This is a genomic window from Novosphingobium sp., assembly GCF_027486195.1.
Lineage (GTDB): Bacteria > Pseudomonadota > Alphaproteobacteria > Sphingomonadales > Sphingomonadaceae > Novosphingobium.
Genome location: NZ_JAIXPP010000044.1, coordinates 1 through 20,124 on the forward strand (window position 1 = coordinate 1; position 20,124 = coordinate 20,124).

Annotated in this window: 28 protein-coding genes and 1 tRNA gene; 8 read left to right on the forward strand and 21 right to left on the reverse strand. The window is 64.3% G+C overall.

Translation table 11 applies throughout. The features are described 5' to 3' along the window. Positions 1-101: 101 nt before the first annotated feature. A complete protein-coding gene (locus Q0071_RS08800; protein WP_298167601.1) occupies positions 102-2,369 on the forward strand; it encodes a TonB-dependent receptor in 2,268 nt (755 codons plus the stop codon). 172 nt (positions 2,370-2,541) lie between these two features. Continuing rightward, on the forward strand, positions 2,542-3,492 hold the full coding sequence (locus Q0071_RS08805) for a tetratricopeptide repeat protein (protein WP_298167604.1): 951 nt from the start codon (positions 2,542-2,544) through the stop codon (positions 3,490-3,492). Positions 3,493-3,499: 7 nt separating this feature from the next. On the opposite strand, the gene Q0071_RS08810 is transcribed toward Q0071_RS08805, so the two are convergent. The 8 genes from Q0071_RS08810 to Q0071_RS08845 all read right to left on the reverse strand — a co-directional run bounded on the left by Q0071_RS08810 (position 3,500) and on the right by Q0071_RS08845 (position 11,726). Continuing rightward, entirely contained in the window at positions 3,500-5,116 is a 1,617-nt protein-coding gene (locus Q0071_RS08810) for an AMP-binding protein (RefSeq protein ID WP_298167607.1), read from the reverse strand. After that, a complete protein-coding gene (locus Q0071_RS08815) occupies positions 5,109-5,783 on the reverse strand; it encodes a TetR/AcrR family transcriptional regulator (protein WP_298167610.1) in 675 nt (224 codons plus the stop codon). Before Q0071_RS08815 ends, Q0071_RS08810 begins: the two co-directional genes overlap by 8 nt. Then, entirely contained in the window at positions 5,783-6,958 is a 1,176-nt protein-coding gene (locus Q0071_RS08820; protein WP_298167613.1) for an iron-containing alcohol dehydrogenase, read from the reverse strand. The genes Q0071_RS08815 and Q0071_RS08820 overlap by 1 nt, the downstream gene beginning before the upstream one ends. Before the next feature lie 69 nt (positions 6,959-7,027). Continuing rightward, complete coding sequence (gene bchJ, locus Q0071_RS08825; RefSeq protein WP_298167616.1) at positions 7,028-7,612, reverse strand: bacteriochlorophyll 4-vinyl reductase; 585 nt, start codon at positions 7,610-7,612, stop codon at positions 7,028-7,030. After that, a complete protein-coding gene (gene bchE / locus Q0071_RS08830; protein ID WP_298167621.1) occupies positions 7,609-9,312 on the reverse strand; it encodes a magnesium-protoporphyrin IX monomethyl ester anaerobic oxidative cyclase in 1,704 nt (567 codons plus the stop codon). The genes bchJ and bchE overlap by 4 nt, the downstream gene beginning before the upstream one ends. Before the next feature lie 75 nt (positions 9,313-9,387). Continuing rightward, on the reverse strand, positions 9,388-10,008 hold the full coding sequence (locus Q0071_RS08835) for a 2-hydroxychromene-2-carboxylate isomerase (protein ID WP_298167623.1): 621 nt from the start codon (positions 10,006-10,008) through the stop codon (positions 9,388-9,390). Next, positions 10,005-10,706 carry a glutathione binding-like protein gene (locus Q0071_RS08840; protein WP_298167626.1) on the reverse strand — a complete coding sequence of 234 codons (702 nt, stop codon included), beginning with the start codon at positions 10,704-10,706 and terminating at the stop codon, positions 10,005-10,007. Before Q0071_RS08840 ends, Q0071_RS08835 begins: the two co-directional genes overlap by 4 nt. A gap of 81 nt (positions 10,707-10,787) precedes the next feature. Then, positions 10,788-11,726: a LysR family transcriptional regulator gene (locus Q0071_RS08845; RefSeq protein ID WP_298167629.1), complete on the reverse strand. Its 939-nt coding sequence runs from the start codon at positions 11,724-11,726 to the stop codon at positions 10,788-10,790. Between the two features lie 38 nt (positions 11,727-11,764). Between Q0071_RS08845 and Q0071_RS08850 the strand changes: the two genes are divergently transcribed. The 4 genes from Q0071_RS08850 to Q0071_RS08865 all read left to right on the forward strand — a co-directional run bounded on the left by Q0071_RS08850 (position 11,765) and on the right by Q0071_RS08865 (position 13,700). Continuing rightward, on the forward strand, positions 11,765-12,190 hold the full coding sequence (locus Q0071_RS08850) for a DUF4267 domain-containing protein (RefSeq protein WP_298167634.1): 426 nt from the start codon (positions 11,765-11,767) through the stop codon (positions 12,188-12,190). Then, on the forward strand, positions 12,190-13,098 hold the full coding sequence (locus tag Q0071_RS08855) for an alpha/beta hydrolase (RefSeq protein ID WP_298167636.1): 909 nt from the start codon (positions 12,190-12,192) through the stop codon (positions 13,096-13,098). Before Q0071_RS08850 ends, Q0071_RS08855 begins: the two co-directional genes overlap by 1 nt. Beyond that, complete coding sequence (locus Q0071_RS08860; RefSeq protein ID WP_298167639.1) at positions 13,095-13,511, forward strand: PaaI family thioesterase; 417 nt, start codon at positions 13,095-13,097, stop codon at positions 13,509-13,511. Before Q0071_RS08855 ends, Q0071_RS08860 begins: the two co-directional genes overlap by 4 nt. Positions 13,512-13,626: 115 nt before the next feature. Next, positions 13,627-13,700 (forward strand) — tRNA-Gly (locus tag Q0071_RS08865). Between the two features lie 14 nt (positions 13,701-13,714). Here the strand turns inward: Q0071_RS08865 and Q0071_RS08870 are convergent. Together Q0071_RS08870 and Q0071_RS08875 are read right to left on the reverse strand one after the other, a co-directional pair. After that, on the reverse strand, positions 13,715-13,933 hold the full coding sequence (locus Q0071_RS08870; RefSeq protein WP_298167642.1) for a hypothetical protein: 219 nt from the start codon (positions 13,931-13,933) through the stop codon (positions 13,715-13,717). 2 nt (positions 13,934-13,935) lie between these two features. Beyond that, positions 13,936-15,252 (reverse strand): hypothetical protein, encoded by a 1,317-nt coding sequence (locus Q0071_RS08875; RefSeq protein WP_298167645.1) that lies wholly within the window; start codon positions 15,250-15,252, stop codon positions 13,936-13,938. Positions 15,253-15,333: 81 nt separating this feature from the next. Here Q0071_RS08875 and Q0071_RS08880 point away from each other — a divergent pair, with 81 nt between their 5' ends. After that, on the forward strand, positions 15,334-15,642 hold the full coding sequence (locus Q0071_RS08880) for a hypothetical protein (RefSeq protein ID WP_298167647.1): 309 nt from the start codon (positions 15,334-15,336) through the stop codon (positions 15,640-15,642). Between the two features lie 90 nt (positions 15,643-15,732). On the opposite strand, the gene Q0071_RS08885 is transcribed toward Q0071_RS08880, so the two are convergent. The 10 genes from Q0071_RS08885 to Q0071_RS08930 form a co-directional block, all read right to left on the reverse strand. Beyond that, a complete protein-coding gene (locus tag Q0071_RS08885) occupies positions 15,733-15,978 on the reverse strand; it encodes a hypothetical protein (protein ID WP_298167650.1) in 246 nt (81 codons plus the stop codon). A gap of 5 nt (positions 15,979-15,983) precedes the next feature. Further along, positions 15,984-16,220 carry a DUF2312 domain-containing protein gene (locus tag Q0071_RS08890; protein ID WP_298167652.1) on the reverse strand — a complete coding sequence of 79 codons (237 nt, stop codon included), beginning with the start codon at positions 16,218-16,220 and terminating at the stop codon, positions 15,984-15,986. Positions 16,221-16,231: 11 nt separating this feature from the next. Then, positions 16,232-16,420 carry a hypothetical protein gene (locus Q0071_RS08895; protein WP_298167654.1) on the reverse strand — a complete coding sequence of 63 codons (189 nt, stop codon included), beginning with the start codon at positions 16,418-16,420 and terminating at the stop codon, positions 16,232-16,234. 11 nt (positions 16,421-16,431) lie between these two features. Then, positions 16,432-16,653 (reverse strand): hypothetical protein, encoded by a 222-nt coding sequence (locus tag Q0071_RS08900; RefSeq protein WP_298167656.1) that lies wholly within the window; start codon positions 16,651-16,653, stop codon positions 16,432-16,434. A 106-nt stretch (positions 16,654-16,759) separates the two neighbouring features. Then, positions 16,760-16,993, reverse strand: a complete 234-nt coding sequence (locus Q0071_RS08905) for a hypothetical protein (protein ID WP_298167657.1) — start codon at positions 16,991-16,993, stop codon at positions 16,760-16,762. Positions 16,994-17,036: 43 nt separating this feature from the next. Further along, on the reverse strand, positions 17,037-17,435 hold the full coding sequence (locus Q0071_RS08910; RefSeq protein ID WP_298167659.1) for a winged helix-turn-helix domain-containing protein: 399 nt from the start codon (positions 17,433-17,435) through the stop codon (positions 17,037-17,039). Beyond that, positions 17,435-18,004 carry a hypothetical protein gene (locus tag Q0071_RS08915; protein WP_298167662.1) on the reverse strand — a complete coding sequence of 190 codons (570 nt, stop codon included), beginning with the start codon at positions 18,002-18,004 and terminating at the stop codon, positions 17,435-17,437. The genes Q0071_RS08910 and Q0071_RS08915 overlap by 1 nt, the downstream gene beginning before the upstream one ends. Continuing rightward, positions 18,001-18,711, reverse strand: coding sequence for a DNA methyltransferase (locus Q0071_RS08920; RefSeq protein ID WP_298167665.1), 711 nt, complete (start codon positions 18,709-18,711; stop codon positions 18,001-18,003). Before Q0071_RS08920 ends, Q0071_RS08915 begins: the two co-directional genes overlap by 4 nt. Then, entirely contained in the window at positions 18,708-18,956 is a 249-nt protein-coding gene (locus Q0071_RS08925; RefSeq protein WP_298167668.1) for a hypothetical protein, read from the reverse strand. Before Q0071_RS08925 ends, Q0071_RS08920 begins: the two co-directional genes overlap by 4 nt. Next, the gene (locus Q0071_RS08930; RefSeq protein WP_298167671.1) at positions 18,953-19,330 is read right to left on the reverse strand and encodes a hypothetical protein; all 378 of its coding nucleotides are present in this window, start codon (positions 19,328-19,330) and stop codon (positions 18,953-18,955) included. The genes Q0071_RS08925 and Q0071_RS08930 overlap by 4 nt, the downstream gene beginning before the upstream one ends. A gap of 27 nt (positions 19,331-19,357) precedes the next feature. On the opposite strand from Q0071_RS08930, the gene Q0071_RS08935 reads away from it, so the two are divergent. Beyond that, the gene (locus Q0071_RS08935; protein WP_298167674.1) at positions 19,358-19,528 is read left to right on the forward strand and encodes a hypothetical protein; all 171 of its coding nucleotides are present in this window, start codon (positions 19,358-19,360) and stop codon (positions 19,526-19,528) included. A gap of 13 nt (positions 19,529-19,541) precedes the next feature. Here the strand turns inward: Q0071_RS08935 and Q0071_RS08940 are convergent, their stop codons facing one another. Then, entirely contained in the window at positions 19,542-19,973 is a 432-nt protein-coding gene (locus Q0071_RS08940) for a DUF4326 domain-containing protein (protein WP_298167677.1), read from the reverse strand. Positions 19,974-20,124: the final 151 nt, after the last annotated feature.

The following is a 20,124-nucleotide window of genomic DNA, read 5'->3' on the forward strand; positions in this document are numbered from 1 at the left end:
CTGATTATCACTTGCCATCTACCTAGCGGAACAGGTATCTACGCACCAGTAGATAAAAAAGGTACGCAGTTTCAATACTGCGGGGGATGAGGGGATAGAAGATGGTTCGCAGCCAGTTTTCCGCACGTGTCGATTCGAATCTGCGCCGTACCGCGCTGGCCGCGCTGCTCGCAGGCGGCGCGCTGATCGCCGCGCCAGCCGTGGCGCAGGAAGCCGCCCAGACTGCCGCTCAGCCGACCGAGGGCCTTGCCGATATCGTGGTGACGGCCACGCGCAGTTCGGAATCACTGTCGAAAGTCGCGGCTTCGGTTTCCGCCGTCTCGGCCGCCGATCTCGGCGTTGGCGGGGTCAAGGACGTCCAGTCGCTCGCCACCGCGATCCCCAACCTTTCGGTGGGCGATCAATTCGGCGTGAACCGCATCTTCATTCGCGGCATCGGCCTTACCTCGATCGATCTCGGCGCAGACGGCGGCGTCGCCTTCCTGCAGGACGGCGCGCAGATCGCCCGCCCCGCTGCGCAGCTTTCGGGCTTCTACGATCTCGAACGCGTCGAAGTGCTGCGCGGGCCGCAGGGCACGCTCTATGGCCGCGGCGCGACAGCGGGCGCGATCAACCTCATCACCAAGAAGCCGACCGACCAGCTCGATGGCTACCTGCGCGGCAGCTATGGCAACTACAACGCGGTCGCCATCGAAGGCGCGGTTGGTGGTCCCATCTCGGGCGACAAGCTGATGGTGCGCATCGCGGGCAAGTACGACCGCCGCGACGGCTATGGCATCAACGAGTTTACCGGCAAGGACATCGACAACCGCGATGCCTACGCCTTGCGCGGAACGATCCTCGCGAGGCCTGCTGACGACGTGGAAATCACGCTCTCGGGCGAATACTTCCACGAGGACGACAGCAACTACGCGTTCCACTACTTCGGCCCCACGGTGGCGCCGGAAAACCTGCTCGGCTCGATCCTCGGCGGCAAATCGCTGTTCACGGTCGCGGCGGCGGCAGGCCGCCCCGCCAATATCCGCAACATCTGGTCCGATCAGGAACCGCTCAACCAGCGTGACGGCCACAGCTTCACCGGCACCATCGCGTGGACGCCGGGCGACTGGGACGTGAAGTCGATCACTTCGTACCACAAGTTCAAGCGCTTCAACCGCGACGACCTCGACGCGTCCGACGCCAACATGTTCGGGCAGAACAACTACATCGAGAACAGCAAGACCTTCAGCCAGGAACTGGTCGGCCATTACAAGACCGAGAAGCTCGATGTGCTGCTGGGCGCGATGTACTTCCATGAGAACCTCTACGGCGAAGTGCGCGTGCCGCTGACCAACCTTGCCGTGCTGCTCAAGATCGCCGGCCAGGTGCCGCCGTTCGTCCCCGACAACGCCTTCGACAGTCTCAACTACCTGCAGAACGGCACTGTCACCATCGATGCACTGGGCTTCTATGCGCAGGGCTCCTACGCGCTGACCGACAAGCTCAAGCTCACCGCCGGCGGCCGCTTCAGCCACGAAAAGCGCAAAGGCGTCGGCACGTTCGACTTCCTTGGCAGCGTGAACACCGACAAGGCCAAGAGCTGGAACGCCTTCACGCCCACGGTCACGCTCAACTATCAGGCCAATGATGCCACGCTGGTCTACGCCTCGGTCACGCGCGGCTTCAAATCGGGCGTGATCAACGTCGGCTCGCGCAACGACGTGATCAACCCTGAATACGTCTGGAGCTACGAGATCGGCCTCAAGACGGCGACGGCGGACCGCAAGCTGCAGGCCAATCTTGCCGCGTTCTACATGAACTACACCGACCTGCAGGTCGGCTTCGTCGATGCGAGCAGCGTCGTCACCACGGTCAACGCCGCCTCGGCCCGCAACTATGGCATCGAGGCCGAACTGCGCGCCAAGCCGCTGCCGGGCCTGACGCTCGAACTGTTCGGCACCTACCTCAATGCCAAGTACCGCAAGTTCACCACCGGCGATTACCGGCAGGCCTTCAAGCAGATCAGCGTGGCGGGCAACCGCCTCTCCAACGCGCCGGAATTCTCGTTCCGCGCGGGCGCGGACTACGATATCCCCATCGGCTCGGCGGGCAAGCTCAACGCCCGCGCCGAAGTGAACTGGCAGGACCGCGTCTTCTTCACCGAGTTCAACAATGCCGATGCGACGCAGGCGCCCTATGCGCTGATCAACGCGGGGCTGCGCTTCACCTCTGCGAACGACAAGTGGTCGGTCGACATTTGGGGCCGCAACCTCGCCAACAAGCTGGTCATCACCAACAACATCATCACCGCCCCGCTGTTCAGCAGCGTCCGCGTCGGCTCGGTCGCCCCGCCGCGTACCTATGGCGTGACGTTCGGGGTGAATTTCTGAGGATCTGATTGCTCCTCAACTTCGCTCATGCTGAGCTTGTCGAAGCATCTGGCGCAACCGCTGCGCCAGCACCCTTCGACAAGCTCAGGGTGAACGGGGTGGGAAAATGATTGCCCGGTTCAAGCCGACGGCCAGTTGCGCTGCAGGGCGACGATGATCTACGATGCCTCGTATGGCTCGTTCCGTTTTCCGTATTCTGACCGCGAACCTGATTTTGCTGGCTCCACCAAGCGTGGCGGTGGCGAATGCTGATCCTGCCCCTATAGCAGCGTCATCCGGTGTCACGGATGCAAGCATCGGAGCCGATGTCTTGGATCTGGGACGCAAATGGCTGAGCGGGCAGTCAGATGCCAGGTCCCGCCTCGAAGCTCTCGCGACTGACGGTCGATCCGACGCGCAGGAGATGCTGGGCGAGGTCTTCAATTTTGCACTGAAGGATGAAGTCGCCGCCTGCGCGTGGTTTGCCAAGTCGGCCGCAACCCGGTCCGATGGTCTTCACAACCTTGCGCTGTGTTACGAGAACGGCGGCGGTGTGCCGCGTGATTTAGCCAAGGCTTCGGCACTTTACGGACAGGCCGTGGGGAGAGGCTATGCCAAATCGATGTGTGCGCTCGGCAATCTCTACATCGCAGGCAAAGGGGTCCCAAAGGACGAAACCAAGGGAGCTGCGCTTTGCAAGCAAGGTGCGGAGTTGGGCGAACCGAATGCACAGACCGATCTGGGCAATCTCTTTCTGACAGGCGTCGGTGTCCCGAAAGATATCGTACAAGCGCGTCGTTGGTACGAGCTCGCGGCCGCTCAAGGCCAGCCGAACGCGCAGTTCGTTCTCGGGCAGATCTACTGGAACGGCGATGGCGTTGAACGAAGTCAGGCAAAGGCCGCAGCGCTTCTGGAACAGGCATTCAAGGGTGGCCGACGCGACGCCGCGCCGCTACTGGCCAAGTGGCTGTTCGCAGGCTGGATGTCCGCGCATGTACGCGGCGATCTTTCCAGCCTTGATGCAGCAATCGGATACCAGAAAGTCGCGCTTAGCTCGGCTAACGACAAGAGTCGGGCCGATGAGCAGGCTCTGCTGAATCTGATGCAAGCTACCCGAAGCGCCGCTGAAAAAGAGAAGCTGTGAACGTCGCCTAAAGCCGCTCTTTCTTCAGCCGCATCCCTGCCTTTTCGCGGTCCCATGTATCGGGCGTGATCCCCTCGGCGCGCAATTCGGCCTTCATCACCTTGGCCGTCGGCGTCTTGGGCAGTTCGGGCAGGATGCGGATATAGCGCGGCACCATGAAGTAGGGCATCCGCGCAGCGAGGAATTCCGAGAGCTTCACCGGATCGATGCTCGCGCCCGGCACCGGAGCGATCACGGCCATCACCTCATCTTCCGAATACTCGCTCGGCACGCCGATCACTGCCGCCTCACGCACATCGGAATGCGCAGTGACATCGCTCTCCACTTCGAACGAGGAAATGTTTTCGCCCCTCCGCCGGATCGCGTCCTTCACGCGGTCGACGAAGTAGAAATAGCCCTCCGCATCGCAGCGGAACGCGTCGCCCGTGTGAAACCAGCCATTGCGCCAGGCTTTCGCGGTGGCTTCGGGGTTCTTGTGATAGCCGTGGTTCATCGCCCAGGGCCGGTCGGTGCGCACGATCATCTCGCCCACCGTGCCCACCGGCACTTCGCAATCGTTGGCGTCGACCAGCCGCACATCGACCCCCGGGCGGATCTTTCCGCACGTGCCCAGCTTCACCGGATTGGGCTCGGAGACGATGGGCGAGGAAATCTCGGTCATGTTGAAGATAGTGTAGACATCGATCCCGAAGCGCTCGTGGAATGGCCCCGCTGCCTCGGTCAGTGGCACCATGAAGGCCTTGCGCACGCCGTGACCCGTATCCTCCGGCCCCGGCGGGCGCTTGATCAGGAAAGTCGCCATCACGCCCAGCAGGAAGATCGTGGTGCAGCCGGTGCGCTTCACGAAATCCCAGAAGGTGTCGGTGGAGAAGTTCTCCATCAACGCAATCGAGCCGCCGCGCGCCAGCATCACGAAAGGAATGCCGAGGCCGCCGATATGGAACACCGGCATGTTGACGAGGAAGCGATCCTCGCGGCCCACGAAGTGCCAGCTCTCCGGCCCGGCATTGGTGTAGAGGTGCAGGTAGGAAGAGAGCACGCCCTTGGACGGCCCGGTCGTGCCCGAAGTGTAAATGATCGACTGCGTGTCCCACGGCTCGATCGGGCGATCCAGCGGGGCCAGATCGGCTTCCTCGCCGGTCACATCCTCGAATGCATGGACGGCAAAGCGCGCAGGCGCAGTGCCCTCGCCCAGCTGGACGATGGTGGTGACAGCAGCGGCATCGGCTACCTCCAGCCGGTCCAGCAGGCCCCCATGCGCCACCAGCACCGTGGCATCCGAATTGGCCAGCACATGTTCCAGGATCGCGCCGCGATAGGCGGTGTTGAACGGCACGAAGACGCCGCCGAGGTAATTGATCGCGTAGAACGTGATCAGCGCCTCGCGCCCGTTGGGCAGCCATACCGCCACATGATCGCCGCGCTTCACGCCCAGCCTTGCGAGCCCCGCCGCCTTGCGCACCACTTGCGCGCGCAGCTCGGCATAAGTCCACTGTCCGCCGTCCTCGAACACGGCATAGACCGCCTCAGGCTGCGAGGCCGCGAAATCATCGATCAGGTAGCGCAGCACGCAGCGGCGACGATCCAGCACACGCGGATCGGTGTGGCCCTTCGCCTCAGGCATGCTTGCCCCCTGCCGGCTGGACCATCTTCTGCACCATGCTGATCGCATCCATCACCACTTCGGTGGCCGACCAGCGCCCGCCCTCGTGATACCACAGCGCGATCCAGCTCAAGAGGCCCGAAACCCAGATCGCGGTACGCGAAGGCGCCGCCACATCGAACTCGCCAGTCTTGCGCCCCTTCTCCAGCAGCGCGGCCAGCTTGGTATCGAAGGTATGGCGCAGATCGCGGATACGCCGCGCGTCTTCGGGCAGCAGGCTCTTTTCCTCACGCAGGTAGACCGTCACATAGCGCTGGTTCTCGATGATGATCCGCGCCACGCGCTCGACCACGATCTTCAGCTGCTCGCTCGCCGTGCCTTCTACAGAGAGCGCCTCTTCCAGCGCGGTCAGCGAAAGCTGGATGCCCGTCTGGCAGATCTCGTAGAGCAGCTCGCCCTTGTTCTTGTAGTACGAATAAATGAAGGGCTTCGTCACATTGAGCTGCTCGGCCACCGAATCCAGCGTCGTCGCCTCATAGCCGTTGAGGAAGAAGAAGTGGCTCGCTTCCTCGAGGATGCGCCGCCGCTTGTAGGCGGTGATCTCATCCTTGAGCTGGGATGCGGCGCGCTTCTTCTTCGGCTTGTCCATCAGCTCCGCCATGTCCGTCATGTCGGCGAGTTTGTGCATCAGCCCATCGCGGTCCGCAAGATTTCCATCACGTCCGCCGCAGTCTTGATCGTACGCGGATTGGTGCGGCCCCAGATGTCTTCCAGCGTGTATTCGGAGATCAGCTGGAGCTGGTCCTCGCGCACGCCCACCTCTTTCAGGCTGCGCGGCATGCCGAGGCCGCGGATCAGCTGGTCGAGCAGTTCCGGCGCGGGGCGCGAAGCATCACCGAGGCAGGCACTGATGCGCTTCTGCCGCTCGCCGTTGACGGGTGCATTGAACGCCTGAACATAGGGTGACATGACGCAGGAGGTATGGCCATGCGGCACATCGCAGGTGCCGCCAAGCACATGGCCGATGGCATGGCTTGCCCCCATCGGCACGCCGCCGATGATCGGGATCATCGATTGCCACGCGCCGATCTGGCATTTCAGCCGCGCATCGAGGTCGGCCGGGTCCGCCTTCACCGCCGGGAGCCCCGCCGCCAGCAGCCGCAGCGCGCTGTCGGCAATGCCGTCGCAGAAATCGTTGGAGAGGAACGAGGCCAGCGTCTCGGTCGCGTGATCGACCGCGCGCACGCCGGTCGAAAGCCACAGCCATTCGGGCGTGTGCACCGTGATCGCGGGATCGAGCACGACGCAGACCGGCACCATCTCGCGCTGGGTATAAGCCTGCTTGAGCTTGATCGCCTCGTCCGTTGCGCCCGAAAGCGGATTGAACTCACCGCCCGAAAGCGTCGTCGGCACGCAGATCGCGCGCACGTCCGGCCCGGCGAATTCGGGGATCACCATCGCGCCGGTATCGTCCACGCGCACGCGGTAATCGTCGAAGCCTTCGATGGTGGTGATGTTGTGCTTGAGGCAGATCAGCAGGATCTTGCCCGCATCCGTCACCGAACCGCCGCCCACGGTGACGACCAGATCAGCCCCCGCAGCCCGTGCGGCATTGGCCGCTGCCAGCACATCGCTGCGCGGTGCATGGGGCTGGATGCCGTCGTGCGTGGCGGCGTGGCTTGCGCCCAGCGCGGCCTCGATGCGGCGGATCTCGTCGGTCTGGCGATTGAGGTAGCTGCTGGCGAGAATGAACACACGCTTGGCACCGCGCGCCGCCGCTTCCTGCGCGACCGCTTCGGCTGCCGGGACGCCCAATGTGACGCGCTCGGTTGCCGTGAGCATGACCTGTGAGGCTGTAACCATCGCCGCTCTCCCACTATTGCTTTGTTTATACTGCTTGGTAGCAATTATGGAATACGGGTCAACTGGTGATCAGGTCCAGCCGATCACGAAATTGCAGGCGGGGGCGCCCTGCGCGCAGCAGTGATCGTGCCGCACCAGCGCGCGCGGGCTCACCAGTTCCCGAAACAGCCGGGTGAAGACGCCCCGGTGCCACGGGCATCCCGGCATGGCGATCGGATTGTCCGCGATGGAAATGACCACCGCGCCGCGTTCCATCCGGGCCGAAAACGCCCCCGAACCGGCAAAGGTCCAGGCATGGGCACGGATCGCCCGCAGCAGCATCTGCGCCGAAAGCGCCGCCGGCAGCCGCCGCAGCACCCACTGTGCGCCCTTGGGAATGCGGTTTTCGAGCAGGTACTCGGCGGTCCGCTCCCCAGCTTCCCACGAAAGCTCGTCCCAATCGCCCGCACGCCGCGATTGCACCACCCGGTGTAGCGCAGCCGCCTCGCGCTCGTCGGTCATCCGCTCGGGATCGGCGGCGAGATACTTGGCCAGCCCCGCCGCACGCAACGTCGCCGCGCGCTCCTCCAGCCCGATCCGGTCGGCCAGCACATCGGCGAGCTGGATGATCGCGTTGGGGCCGACTTTTCCGGTCGGGAGCCCCACCGCACTCATATGTGCGCCCCGCTCCGCCCCGGCGCGTCACCTCGGGTAGGCGGCATATCGCCCCTCGCGGGCAGCGCATTTAACGCATCGGCTTCCTCGTCGGTCAGTTGCTCTGTCCCGCCGCCGCAGGCCTTGATCACGCCGGCTGCCTCATGAACCACCGCATCGCGCTTTGCTGCCTTGCGGCTGGTCTCCGCCGCCGCCTTCCAATCGCCCGTCTCCGCGCGGTGGTTGGTGCGGGTGCGGTCGAACTTGAAATCGACGCCCTTCTTCGATTGCGGCCCCCAGTAATTCACTCGGCCCAGATCATAGAACGTGCGCTGGAAGCCCGCCTTGAGGAACGCCTTGAGGCACCCGAGCAGGTATTTACGGCGATACCCCGTCCCCTGCCACGGATAGGAGAACAGCGCCTTGCGCATATAGAACCGGCGATAGTTGTTCATCACCCGGTCGAGCAGCTCGGCCCGGTCCATCGCGGCGGGTTTGATGATCGGGGTGACGAAGTTGTACTTGTCGAAATCGTGGATCTCGACCTTGTCGCCCAGCTCCTCGAACAAGTTGGAGAACGGCCAGGGGGTGTACATCGACCAGTTGGCAAGGTCCGGCTTCCAGTCCATCGCCATGCGGTAGGTCTCTTCCAGCGTCTCCGCCGTCTCGTTCTCCAGCCCCACGATGAACTGCGCCTCGACGAGAATGTCCGCCTCGCGCAGCAGGCGGATCGCCTTCTTGTTCTGCTCGACCGTGGTTTCCTTGTTGAACAGATCGAGCTTCAGCTGCGCCGCCGCCTCGGTGCCGAGCGACACATGGACCAAGCCCGCCTTGCGATAGAGCGCCAGATATTCCTCATCGCGCAGGATATCGGTGACGCGGGTGTTGATGCCCCACTGGATCTTCTCCGGCAGGCCCCGCGCGATCAGCTCTTCGCAGAAGGCGATGAACTTCTTGCGGTTTATCGTTGGTTCCTCGTCGGCAAGGATGAAGAAGCCCACATCGTGGTCGTTCACCAGCGTCTCAATCTCGTCGACCACCGCCTTGGGATCGCGGATGCGGTAATCACGCCAGAACTTCCACTGCGAGCAGAACGAGCAGGTGAACGGGCAGCCGCGCGCCATGTTGGGGATCGCCACCCGCTTGCCGAGCGGGATGTAGATATACTTGCCCCACTCCAGAATGCCCCAGTCCGGCTTGATCTTTTCAAGATCCTTCACCGTGGGCGCAGCCTTGGTAGCGATGATGTCCTGACCGTCGAGGAAGGCGAGGCCCTCGATTTCATGGCGCGCCAGCGGCCAGCGCCCGTCGTCGATGGAGCGCACCAGATCGAGCAGGATCTCCTCGCCCTCACCGCGCACGATCACGTCGATCCACGGTGCTTCGGTCAGCACCTGCTTGAACATGAAGGTCGCGTGGACCCCGCCAAGCATCGTGATGATCGCGGGCGAGACCTTCTTGGCGATCTTGAGCGTTTCCTCCGCCTTGTAGATCGAAGGCGTGATCGCGGTCGTGCCCACAATATCGGGCTTCAGTTCGCGGATGCGCGCTTCAAGGGCCGCGTCATCCACATGGTCGGTCATCGCATCGATGAAGTGGACGTCGTCATAGCCCGCGCCGCGCAAGGCCCCCGCGAGATAGGCCGCCCAGGCAGGTGGCCAGTTCCCCGCAATCTCCGCGCCGCCGGAATGGTAATTCGGATGAACGAGAAGAATGCGCATGATCTGTCACTCCAGCTGGACAGATCGAAACTCCACACTTCTGGACACCGGATCATTGATCCAGCGCAACTGCGCTCAGCCGGCCTCCACCATCGCGATCCGCTGCATCACCAGCGGCAGTTGGTCATTGCCGAAGTACATGAAGGCGCCGTCCACGAAGATCGTCGGCGAACCGTAAGCCCCGCGCGCAATCGCCTCGTCAGTGTTCGCACGCAGCCGCGCCTTCACCGCATCGCTCCCCGCTGCGGCCTTCAGGGCCGCGCCATCAAGCCCGCAGGCATTGGCAATATCCTCCAGCACTTCCGGGTCATCGATATTACGCGCGTCGCCGAAATAGGCCTCGAACGCCGCCTCGCTGAAGCGCAGCAAATCCTCAGGCTGCTCCGCCAAAGCGCAGCAAAACCGCATGGCGTGGACTGACTTCACCGGATGGAACTCCGAGGGGAAATTCATCCTGAGCCCCGCCAGCCGCGCCCATTCCTTCAGCCACACGAAGCTCAGCCGGAACTTCGGATTGTCCGGGTTGGCGCGGCTTTCATAAACGCTCTGGTTCACCGCGTTGAACACCCCGCCGACCAGAAACGGCCGCCAGGTAACCGCCACATCGCGCCCCGCAATGGCTGCGCGGAAATTGTGAAACGCCAGCCGCGTCCACGGCGAGGACAGGTCATAGAAAAACTCGACTCGCACGCTCATGGCTTTTCCTCATCCTTGATCCCGAACAGCACCCGCCGCGTCTCGGCATCGTCCTGCGGCCGCTTGTTGATCCGATCGCGCCCCACTGCCATCCCGCGCCGCAGGCCCGGGCGCTCCTTCAGCCGATCATACCACGATTTCAGTGCCGCAAATTCCTCCAGCGGAATCCCTTGCGCCTTCCACGTCTGAATCCACGGGAAGCAGGCCATGTCGGCAATCGAATAGGCCTCACCCGCCACATGCTCCTGCCGCGCCAGTTGCCGGTCGAGCACCCCGTAAAGCCGCAGCGCCTCGGCGCGGTACCGCTCGGTGGCATAGGCAATTCGCTCGGGCGCATAGAGCCGGAAATGCCCGTGCTGCCCCAGCATCGGCCCCAGCCCGCCGACCTGCCAGAACAGCCATTCCATCACCGCCTTGCGCCCGCGCAGATCAGTAGGAAGGAACTGTCCGGTCTTCTCCGCCAGATAGACCAGGATCGCCCCGGTCTCGAACACGGGCACCGGCTCGCCGGCATCAGCCGGGGCATGGTCGACGATCGCGGGTATCCGATTGTTGGGGCTCACCGCCAGAAAGTCCGGCGCGAACTGCTCGCCCTTGCCGAGGTTGATCCACTTCACCTCGTAAGGAAGGCCGCATTCCTCAAGCATGATGGATATCTTCCACCCGTTCGGCGTGGGCGCGCTCAGCAATTCGATCATCACCGCTCCTGCATCTGGCAAGCGGCGCAAGGCATCCCATGGCGGCGGCGCGCATGCAACGGCGCACGCGCCTGCCAAAACCTACAGGTTTGCAAAGGTCGCCACGATCCACTTCTGGATCAGCTTGATGGCCGGCAGCCCGCGCAAGTCGCGGTGGACGATCAGCCAGGGCTGCCGCGTCGGCAGGGCAGCCGGCAGCGGAACTTCGACCAGCGTCCCCGTCCGTGCCGCAAATGGTGCGGGCAGAAAGGCAATTCCGGCCCCGCACAGCGCCGCAGTCAGCAACGCGCGCGTGCTCCCCGTGCGCATGACGACGCTCTCGTCCAGCCCGCGCCGGGCGATCCACTCCAGTTCCGGAAGGCGGCCATAGCTGTCATCATAGACGAGCAGCCGTTCAGCCCCGAGGTCGATCGTGTCCGCCGCCCGACCCGCCAGATAGGCCGGGGCCGCAAAGAACCCCAGCCGGATCTCGGCCAGCCGCCGCGCATAGAGGCTCGCGCCTTCGGGGCGGACCATGCGGATCGCAAGATCGGCGTCACGCCCCGCAAGGCTGACGACATCGGCCTGCGATTGCAGGTGCACCGGAAAATCCGCCCCGCTCGCCCACAGCCGGTCAAGCGCCGGGGCCAGCACGTCGGAGATCACGAACTCGGTCGCCGATATCCGCACCGGCACCTGCGCCCCGCCCTTGCGCAAGCTGTCCGCCACCCGGCGCACGCGCAGCAGTTGCTCGGCCAGCGGCTCGGCCGCCTCGGCAATCGCGAGCCCGCCAGAGGTCAGCCGCACACCATCTGCGCGGCGGTCCACCAACGAGAGGCCGAGCGCGGCCTCCAGCGTCTCGATCCGGCGCGAAACGGTGGAAATGGCCACCCCGCGCGCCTTGGCCGCCGCACTCAGCGTGCCCGCCTCGCGGATGGCGATAAGATCGGCAAGGTCCTGGGGATTGACGATGATGACCCGAATTCCTCGCGCAAACAGGAAAGCGGTTTGCGATATCGCAAAATTACAGCTCCCGCGCAATGCCGTAACCCATCAGACAATCGTGGGAGATCAACACAATGAATGACAGACAGGCGGGTTTGCGCGACATGCGCACCATCGGGTTCTGGCTGGCCGCCGCCATCGCCGCACTCCAAGGCCTCAATGCAGTTCGCACCTTCGCCAATCCGCTCGGATTTGCCACCTACATGGGCCTACCGCTGGCGGGAGCGGAAGCGGCGGCATGGGTCCAGGTCTATGGCCTGCGCGCCGGCTTCATCGCGGTTATCACCACGATCCTGCTGATCCGGCAGGACTTCGCCGCGCTGCGCTGGACGGCGCTCGCCGCGCTGGTGATGCCGCTCGGCGATGCCTGGCTCACCGCGCATGCAGGCGCGCCGACCGCGATCGTCGCCCGCCATCTCGGAATCGCGGCGTTCCTTGTCGCGGCGTGGTTCTTCCTCTCGCGCGCGGCCACCCGTCAAGCTGCGGAACGGAGCGCCTGATGCCCGGTCTGCTGGCCCGGCTCGGCGCGCGCCTCGATACGTGGAACGGCGCGGCGCGCATGGCACGGTTCCGCACGGGCTGGCCCGCAAAGGCCACCCCGGCGGTGCGCTTCCATTCCACCCCGCTGGTGCAATATCGCTATCTGGAAGCTGGCTCGGGACAGACCATCGTCTTCACCGTCGATCCCCCGATGACCATCGAGGTCTATGCCCCGCTGCTGGCCATGTTCTCCGAACGCTTCCGCGTCGTAGTGGTCGAATTGCCCGCAATGGGCTTCACTGCGGCCGCGAGCGGATACGGCTTCGGCTTCACCGAAACCAATGATGACCTCGCCGCCTTCATCCGCGCGGTCTGCGGGACCGGCTGCGTGTTTGCCTTCTCTTGCGCCGCCAGCCTCGCCGCGCTCGATATCGCCCGCCGCATGCCCGAACTCGCCTCGCACTTGTGCCTGATCCAGGGCGTCGGCACGGAGGCCTTCGCGATCTGGAAGGCCGGGCGCGATCCCAAGGGCATTCTCGCCCGTCCGATCATCGGCCAGCTCGCAATGCGCCGCCTCGCCCCGCGCCGCATGCCGCAATGGTACGGGCTCTCGGTCGGCCGCAAGGAACGCGTCGCGGACTTCTGCGAATGCGCTGAGCGGTCCTTCAGCCATGGCGCAATGTGGTCGCTTGCCAGCGCCTACCAGATCTACCTCGCCCCGCGCCCCGAACTGCCGCGCCCACTCCAACCCATGCTCTCGATCTGGGGCGCCGCCGATGGCTCGCACCCGGCCAGCAACGCCCACTCGCTCGCGCGGCTCTATGACGGGGTCGAGCAGGTCACCCTCGATGCACTCGGCCATACACCGGAGCTCGAAGACCCTGCGCTCGTGTTCGCCGCGATCACCGCATTCCTGGACCGGACATGACAAGCATCGCCCCCGGCATACCCGACGGCTTCGCGCGGCACTTCCGCCAAAGCCCGGTGACCGACCCATGGGAGCCGCTCTACACGCGGCGGGCCGATGATCTCTTCGTGCTCGCACTGAGGATCGACACGCCCCACTGCAACGCACGCGGCTTGCTGCACGGCGGCGTGATTTCGGCTCTCGCCGACAACGCGATGGGCCTCGCCTGCGTGCTCCTGCTGGAGAATGCCTCGGCGCTGACGATCAATCTCTCGGTCGATTTCCTCAGCACGGGAAAGGTCGGCCAATGGCTCGAAGTGCGCGCCGCCCCCACCCGCCTCGGCAAGACGCTCGCCTTCGCCGATGCCCGCGTGTTCGCGGACGACGCCCTCATCGCCAAGGCCAGCGGCACGTTTCGCATCGTGGCGCGGTAACTTCGGACGCTGGCTCGCCCGTTCGGCATGCTAAAGGGGCTTGATGCGCGCCAGCGATCCCGCCATACGGCGCCTCCGGCATCGCCGCCGACTCTGGCTATCAGCCGGTCCGTGTGCGGGTGTAGCTCAATGGTAGAGCAGCAGCTTCCCAAGCTGAATACGAGGGTTCGATTCCCTTCACCCGCTCCAGCGCTTTCAATGACTTAGGTGCCCGGTGGGGGCTGCGTTCTGACTCCTGCGGAGTCAGAATTCTGACTCTGCGCGGCGCGCATGGCGCGATACTGGGCCATTATGACATCAAGATCGGCAGGGCTTAGTGCTTTGACGACGATGTTCGCCAGTATCTGCTTGCGTGTTTCCGCCAGCACCATGTTCGCGCGCATGTGCAAATCCAGTTCCACCAGGCTATCCAGAAACGACATGATCAGGCCTTCTTCCTTTGGCGGGATTTCTTGCTGCTGTCGGCCAAGAGGGCGACGGTCATGTTGCTGTCTACGGGGCCGTAGACCTTCATGATCGCGTCCACGCTGCCGGGTTCGTGGCCGGTGAGGGTGGCGATGCGATCGTGGCTGTAGCCCTGGCGCTTCAGCTCTACCACGCGGCTGCGGCGCAGATCGTGCCAGACTAGCTCGTCCATGTGGGTGCGGCCGGTCTTCTCGATCGCGTGATCCTTGATTTCATTCCAGCGCCGGTTGAAGTGGCGATAGAGCCAAGGCTGCCCGCCGGGCTGGCCGGGGGTTTCGTTCACCAGCACGTGGGTGAGCAGGCGCGGCGGGGTGGCGGCGCGATCGACTGCGCGGTTGCGCGCGAGGGCGGCGCGCACTTCGGCCAGCAGCTCCGGCTCGAAGGGGATGTGCATGCTGACCGGGCTATCGCGGTGCTTGCTTTTGCCCTGCACGAGCAGCCAGCCCATGACCTTGCCCTTGTCTGGCCCCTGCCGCACCGTGAAGACGGCGCGATCCTGCGCATCGAGGATGTGGTTCATCGGCACAAGCTGCGCCTCGGTGAACTGGAGCAGGTCTTCCGTGCGCTGGCCGGTGTAGAACGCCAGCTTCATGGCGAGGGCCATTAGCGGATAGCCGAGATTGTTGGCGGCGGCGATGAAGGCGGCGCGATCGTCCGCCTCCCAAATCTGGTTGCGGCCCTTGGGCTGGCTGAACTTCTCGTGCGGGTTCTTGATCCAGGCGAGCAGCGCGCGGAAGGTGCGCAGCCGGTTATGCGCCGTGGTATCGCTGACCTTGCGGCCGAGATGAGTGAAGGCCCCGCGCCCGCGCAGCGAATCGGTCCAGTTGGTGATGTGGTGGGGCAGGATATCGCTTGGCAACAGATCCCCGAACACGTCGCAAATAAGCTTCAGGTTGCTGCCAGCGGTGCGCTGATGGCCGGGCGACTTATGGACGAGGTATTGCGTGCGGTAGCGCTCGGCATGTTCGCGGATCGTCTGGAACTGGCTGTGCCGGATCGGCGCGGGGGCGGGCGCGATCGCGGCATCGCCGCTGGCCTCCTGCGGGTCCTCTCCCCTGCGCCAGGCGGCAACCTCTGCATTGCGGTGCTCGGCCCCGGCGAGGGCGGCGCGCTTATCTTCCTTGAAGGCGATGGGCTTCCACCCGGCGGCTTTTTCAGCGCGGTTGGGTTCCCAGTACCAGAGGAGGCGGCCGCCAGCAGCGGGCTTGACCGTGAGGCCCTTGATGGCGCTGGCGGCGAGGCGCGCGCGGCGCAGTTCGGGGGTGGGCTTGGTCATTGGGGCGTACTCCTGTGTCAACGTCAGGGGCGCAATAGGGGCAATGTGTGGTAGGTTCGCGCGATTGGTCAAGGAGGGGTTATGCTTGGTCTGATAATCATGCTCGTGTTGCTGGTGACCGGGTTCGAGATGAAGCGGTTCGACTGGCGGCCATTTGCTGTGCTGGCAGTGCTGCTGTTGCCGCTTGTGCTCTGGAGCAATGTGGATCGACAGGCCGCGCTGAAAAGGATGGGCGAGGATACTTCGGTGCTATGGACGTGGCAGTACTTGAGCCTTGCATGGTTCTTTCAATGGCTGATCGATGTCGTGATCCTGCTTATCGGCTTTGCGGCGGGGAAAGTGTGGCGGCGGCGGAGGGCGCGGCAAGCCAGCGCTGATAACAATCCTTGACCTTGGCCGGGCAGGATTCCCACCAGAAATAGCAGGAACCCGGCCCGGCTGAAGGATTGCGGCCGCAGATGGACTTGCGCCGCTCTGTCATCACGGCGCTTCCGCAAGCATTTCATCGATCAACGTTCGGGCGCGCTCGAGGCAGGTGCGCCGCTGGTTGTTTCCCATCGCGGGAAAATCGCCCATCGTGCAGCCGGGGCAAGCCTCTGCCGCCTCAATCATCTGCCAAGAGGCTGCCATTGCTTCCGCAGGCAGATCGAAGGCCAGAAGCAGGTGCGCCGCCGCAAGGCGGGCGCGCCTGTCCAGCAGATCGGGCGCGTCAAGATGCCTGCGCATCGCCCCTACTCCAGCCCGAGCGCGCACATGTAGGTTTCAAGGATCGCTTCGTATTCGCGGCGATCATCGGGCTTCATCTTGCGGAGGCGGATGACGGCGCGGAGGATTTTGGGATCGTAGCCGGTGGCCTTGGCCTCGTCGTACACGTCCTTGATATCGTCGCTGATGCCCTTCTTCTCTTCCTCCAGGCGCTCAATGCGTTCGATCAGGAGGCGGAGGCGATCATCTGTGGTTTCGGCCATGGGTGGTCCTTTCATTTGCCGTTGTAGGTGGTGGCGATGACTTGCTCGGCCCATGTGTGATGGCCGGAAGCGCGGGCATGATTGGCGGCGCACGCGACGGCGTTGCGGGCAAACCATATCGCCTCGCCGCCATTGCAATCGTAGCAGCCGCCCATGGCGTGCGTGACGCCGCTGCGGCGCGATACGAGTTTGTCAGCCAAGGGCGCTAATTTCAGAGCTGCGGCAGGATAGCGGCGAAGTCGTAGCTTTCGACATCACGCTGGTGGCGGTAGGGTTGGTGCGACAAATGCAGTGCGCCGGGCGTGATGCGGTGCCGATGCGGATCAAAATCATCAACTACACTGGTGCAGCAAAAGTGCTGACGCAGTGATTCGGCATTGCTCGTCTTGCCGCAACCGGCAGGGCCATAGATGACAACAGTTCTTGCTGACATGAGTTAGTCCTTTGAGGTGGTTTGGGGCCTTCGACCCCTTCGACAGGCTCAGGGTGAGCGGACGAAGGGAGGGCCGAAGAGCCCCGGTGCGACCCGCTGGGCGGGATCAATCGCGCCAGGTGAGTGCCTTGACGGCCCACATCTGCGCGCCTTGGGCTTCGGTGATGGCGATGCTGGCGAGGCGCTTGGCTTCCGGCGTGGTGCCGGGCGCGTTGCGGAAGTCGTTCATCTGATCGATGGCGGTTGCGAAGGTACGCTTGCAGGTTGCCACTGCGTCATCGGCGCTGGGATTGAACGTGAGGCCAACGGCCTTCTCACCAAATGTCAGTTGTTCTTCCATGCTTGTGCTTTCGGTTGATTGCCGGGTGCCGCCCGGCGCGGGATTACATGAGGGTGTGTGCGATGTTCTGATCGTCGATGGCCTCAACCTTGCCGGTGGCGCGGTTGGGCGCGACGCGGACGACGCGGGAAAGGCGGTCGGGCTGGTTGGTTTCCGCATTGGTGCCGACGACGCGCAGGCCGGGGCCGCTGCGCTGGACGGTCCAGTTGGTCAAAGTCTTGTGCATGGGATACTCCTGTGGTTGCCGGGTGCCGCCCGGCGCGGGTTCGATTGGCCACATCGCCCGGATTTTCTTGACGTGACGGCCGATGGCCATTTCACCGATGCCGAGCGCTTCGGCGCATTCGCGGTTGGTGCAACCGGGATGCGCAAGCAGATATGCGAGGACGCGCTGGGTGTTTTCCTCGCCCTTGCGGCGGCGATGTTCGGCGAGCGCGTTCATCAGAAGGGGATTTCCGAGCAAAGCTCGCACTCGCCATTGATGATGGCGCGAGCATTGCCGCAGGTGATGCACATGCCCTTGGCGGCGGCGATTTTGAGCCGGTGCTGGCGTTCTTGCCATGCGAGGCGCTGGGCTAAGGCCGCTTGTTCCATCCGCGCGGCGTGGGCGTGCAGCTCATAGCCATCAGCCAGTGCGCGACCGATGATCTTGCGGTGGTTGCGGCGGCGGCAGGTTTTCGCATCAATCTTGAGCCGCCCGACATAGCGTTCGGGGAGATCGCGCACATCGAGCGTAAGCAAAGGATCGGTCCGCTCGCCCGCGCTGTCCCATGCCTTGCCGAAACAGTAGATATACTCCAGCGGCCAAGGGTGCTTGTGGACGTGCCAAAGCAGCCAGCCTCGATCCTCTTCGGGCGCGTAGCAAAGGAACGGGATCGGGCCGTGTTCGGGGGTGCCGTCCATGCTGCCGTCTGGCCCATGGCCGAACAAGGTGGGCGTGGTGGCGCGCCGGGCGCGGTATTCTTTAAGCTGTTCATCGGCATCGCGCGCAATGGTGGTGAACCAGTTCATGCGGCAAGGTTCCTCCAGTTGGGATAGCGGCGGTCCACGGCGACGGTGATCCGCTTAACGGCCGTGGCGAAGTGCTTGGGATTGTGTTCGATGCCGGTGAAGCGCTTGCCGAGGCGGATGGCGGCGACGCCGGTGCTGCCGGTGCCCATGAAGGGATCGCAGATGGTGCGGCCGTTCACGTTGGCCATGATCTTGACCATCACGTCATCCGGCTTGACCGTGGGGTGATCGTAGAACTTCGACGGACTGGACTTGGCCGACACGTGGCGGTGCATGTCGTGGTGTTCGCCCACGGGATGAAAGCCCCGGTTCCATGCGTGCAAGTATGGCTCCAGATCGGGCAGATAGTTCTTGTTGCGATGGGGAGCCGGGTTCGGCTTGGTCCAGACGCACAAGGCGAAGCGGTGGAAGCTGCCATCGAGATAGGGGAGCAGCCGGGGCAGCTGATCGTTGTGGCAGAACACCATGACCGCGCCGCAAAGCATCGGGTTGATGATGAAGCGATCAAAGCCTTCGGTCAGCCCTTCGGACACAATCTGATCGGACGCACCGCGCGCCTTGCGCCATGCGCCGCCGCCGCTGTTGTTGAACTCATAGGGCGGGTCCATCACATCGGCATCGAAGAAGCCGAGCGTGGGGCGGATGGCATAGGCATCGCCAAGGTAGAGCGTGGCGGGGCCGATGCGGACGGTGTGGGGGGTGGTCATGGCGCGGCCTCGCGCAGCCCAAGGGTGACAGTCTCGCGGTTCCTGATCGCGATGAAGGGCACGAAATCATGCCCCTCGTAGCGCTTTGCAGTCGAAAAGCGGGCCTCCATGACTTCGATCACAGTGCCGGGTTCGTAATCCCGCGCGATAGCCGCAATTGCGGCATCACGGCTGTCGGACTCATAGTCGCATTCATCGGCTTGGCCTTCGATGCAGGCGTACCACTTCCAAGGAGCGCGCTTCATGCCCAGCCCTCCAGAAAGCGGGCGAGCGCGGCGATAAGTTGGCCGTGTTCATCGGGATCGAGTGTGCCGGGCGTGGGCATGGCGGCGCGCTCGATGCGCAGGATGGCGCGCAGGGCGTCGGCCGTGTTCTCGGCCGGATCCAGGGCGAAGGGCGCGAAGCTTTCCTGATCGCCTTCGCGGGTGAAGCGCAGCAGCTCTGCCACGACTTCGGAAAGCTGGGCGGCAGCGACCAGGGCGAGGCGGCGGCGGGCATCGGGCTGCGCGCAGTGGCTGCACAGCCTTTCGCCGACCCACCAGCATGCGCCGGTGAGTTCATCGGTGCAGGCGGTGGCTTCGGTGCAGCCGCAGACGGCGCAGGAGCGGGGTTCGGTCATAGCAGCAGGCCTTTCGGAGTTGCAGGGGTGCGCGGTGTCTCGACTTCGCTCGACACGAACGGAGGGGTTGGCGGCGCGGGCTGCGCGGCGGCGACGGTGTGGCAGGACATGCAACGCCACGGGCCGGTGGGGCCGGTGCAGGACCATGATGGAAACGGCGCGCCGCAATCGGTGCAGGTGGCGGATTTCCATGTGTGATCGGGGGCGGCGTTCATGCCGCAAACCGTTCATACTCGGCGTAAGTCGGCGCCATGCGCAGCAGCGTTTCCGCGTGGCACCATGGGCTGGATAGCGGACACCAGCAGGCAAGATCGTGCCCGGCCAAGCGGTGCAGGCTGGTGAGGACGCGGGCGCGCAGGCGGTCCAGCGCCTCTATCTCGGCCGGGCAGAAACCCATGCGTTCAAGTGTCAACGCGCCGATGCGGCCCTTGAGCCATTCATCATGCAGGATGGTGGCCTTGGCATGGCCGCGCCCTGCCGTGTGAAATGGATTGCCCCACATGGTGGGCCTGCCGACATAGATCGCGCCTTCGGGCGTGCGATAGCCTTTGCGGCGGGAGCGCTGGATGCGCTGCGCTGGCGGGATAACGCTGTGGGTTGAACCCGGCAGCGCAGCCGCCGGGTTCTGAAATGGATCAGGCATGGGCGGCAAGCTCCACGTCGATCATCTGGAACAGCGTGTTGGCAAGGCTTTCCCACGCCGCCGCCGCCGCCCTCGCCGCCGCCGCCGCCGCCGCCGCCGCCCTCGCCGCCGCCGCCCTCGCCGCCCACGCCGCCGCCCTCGCCGCCGCCTC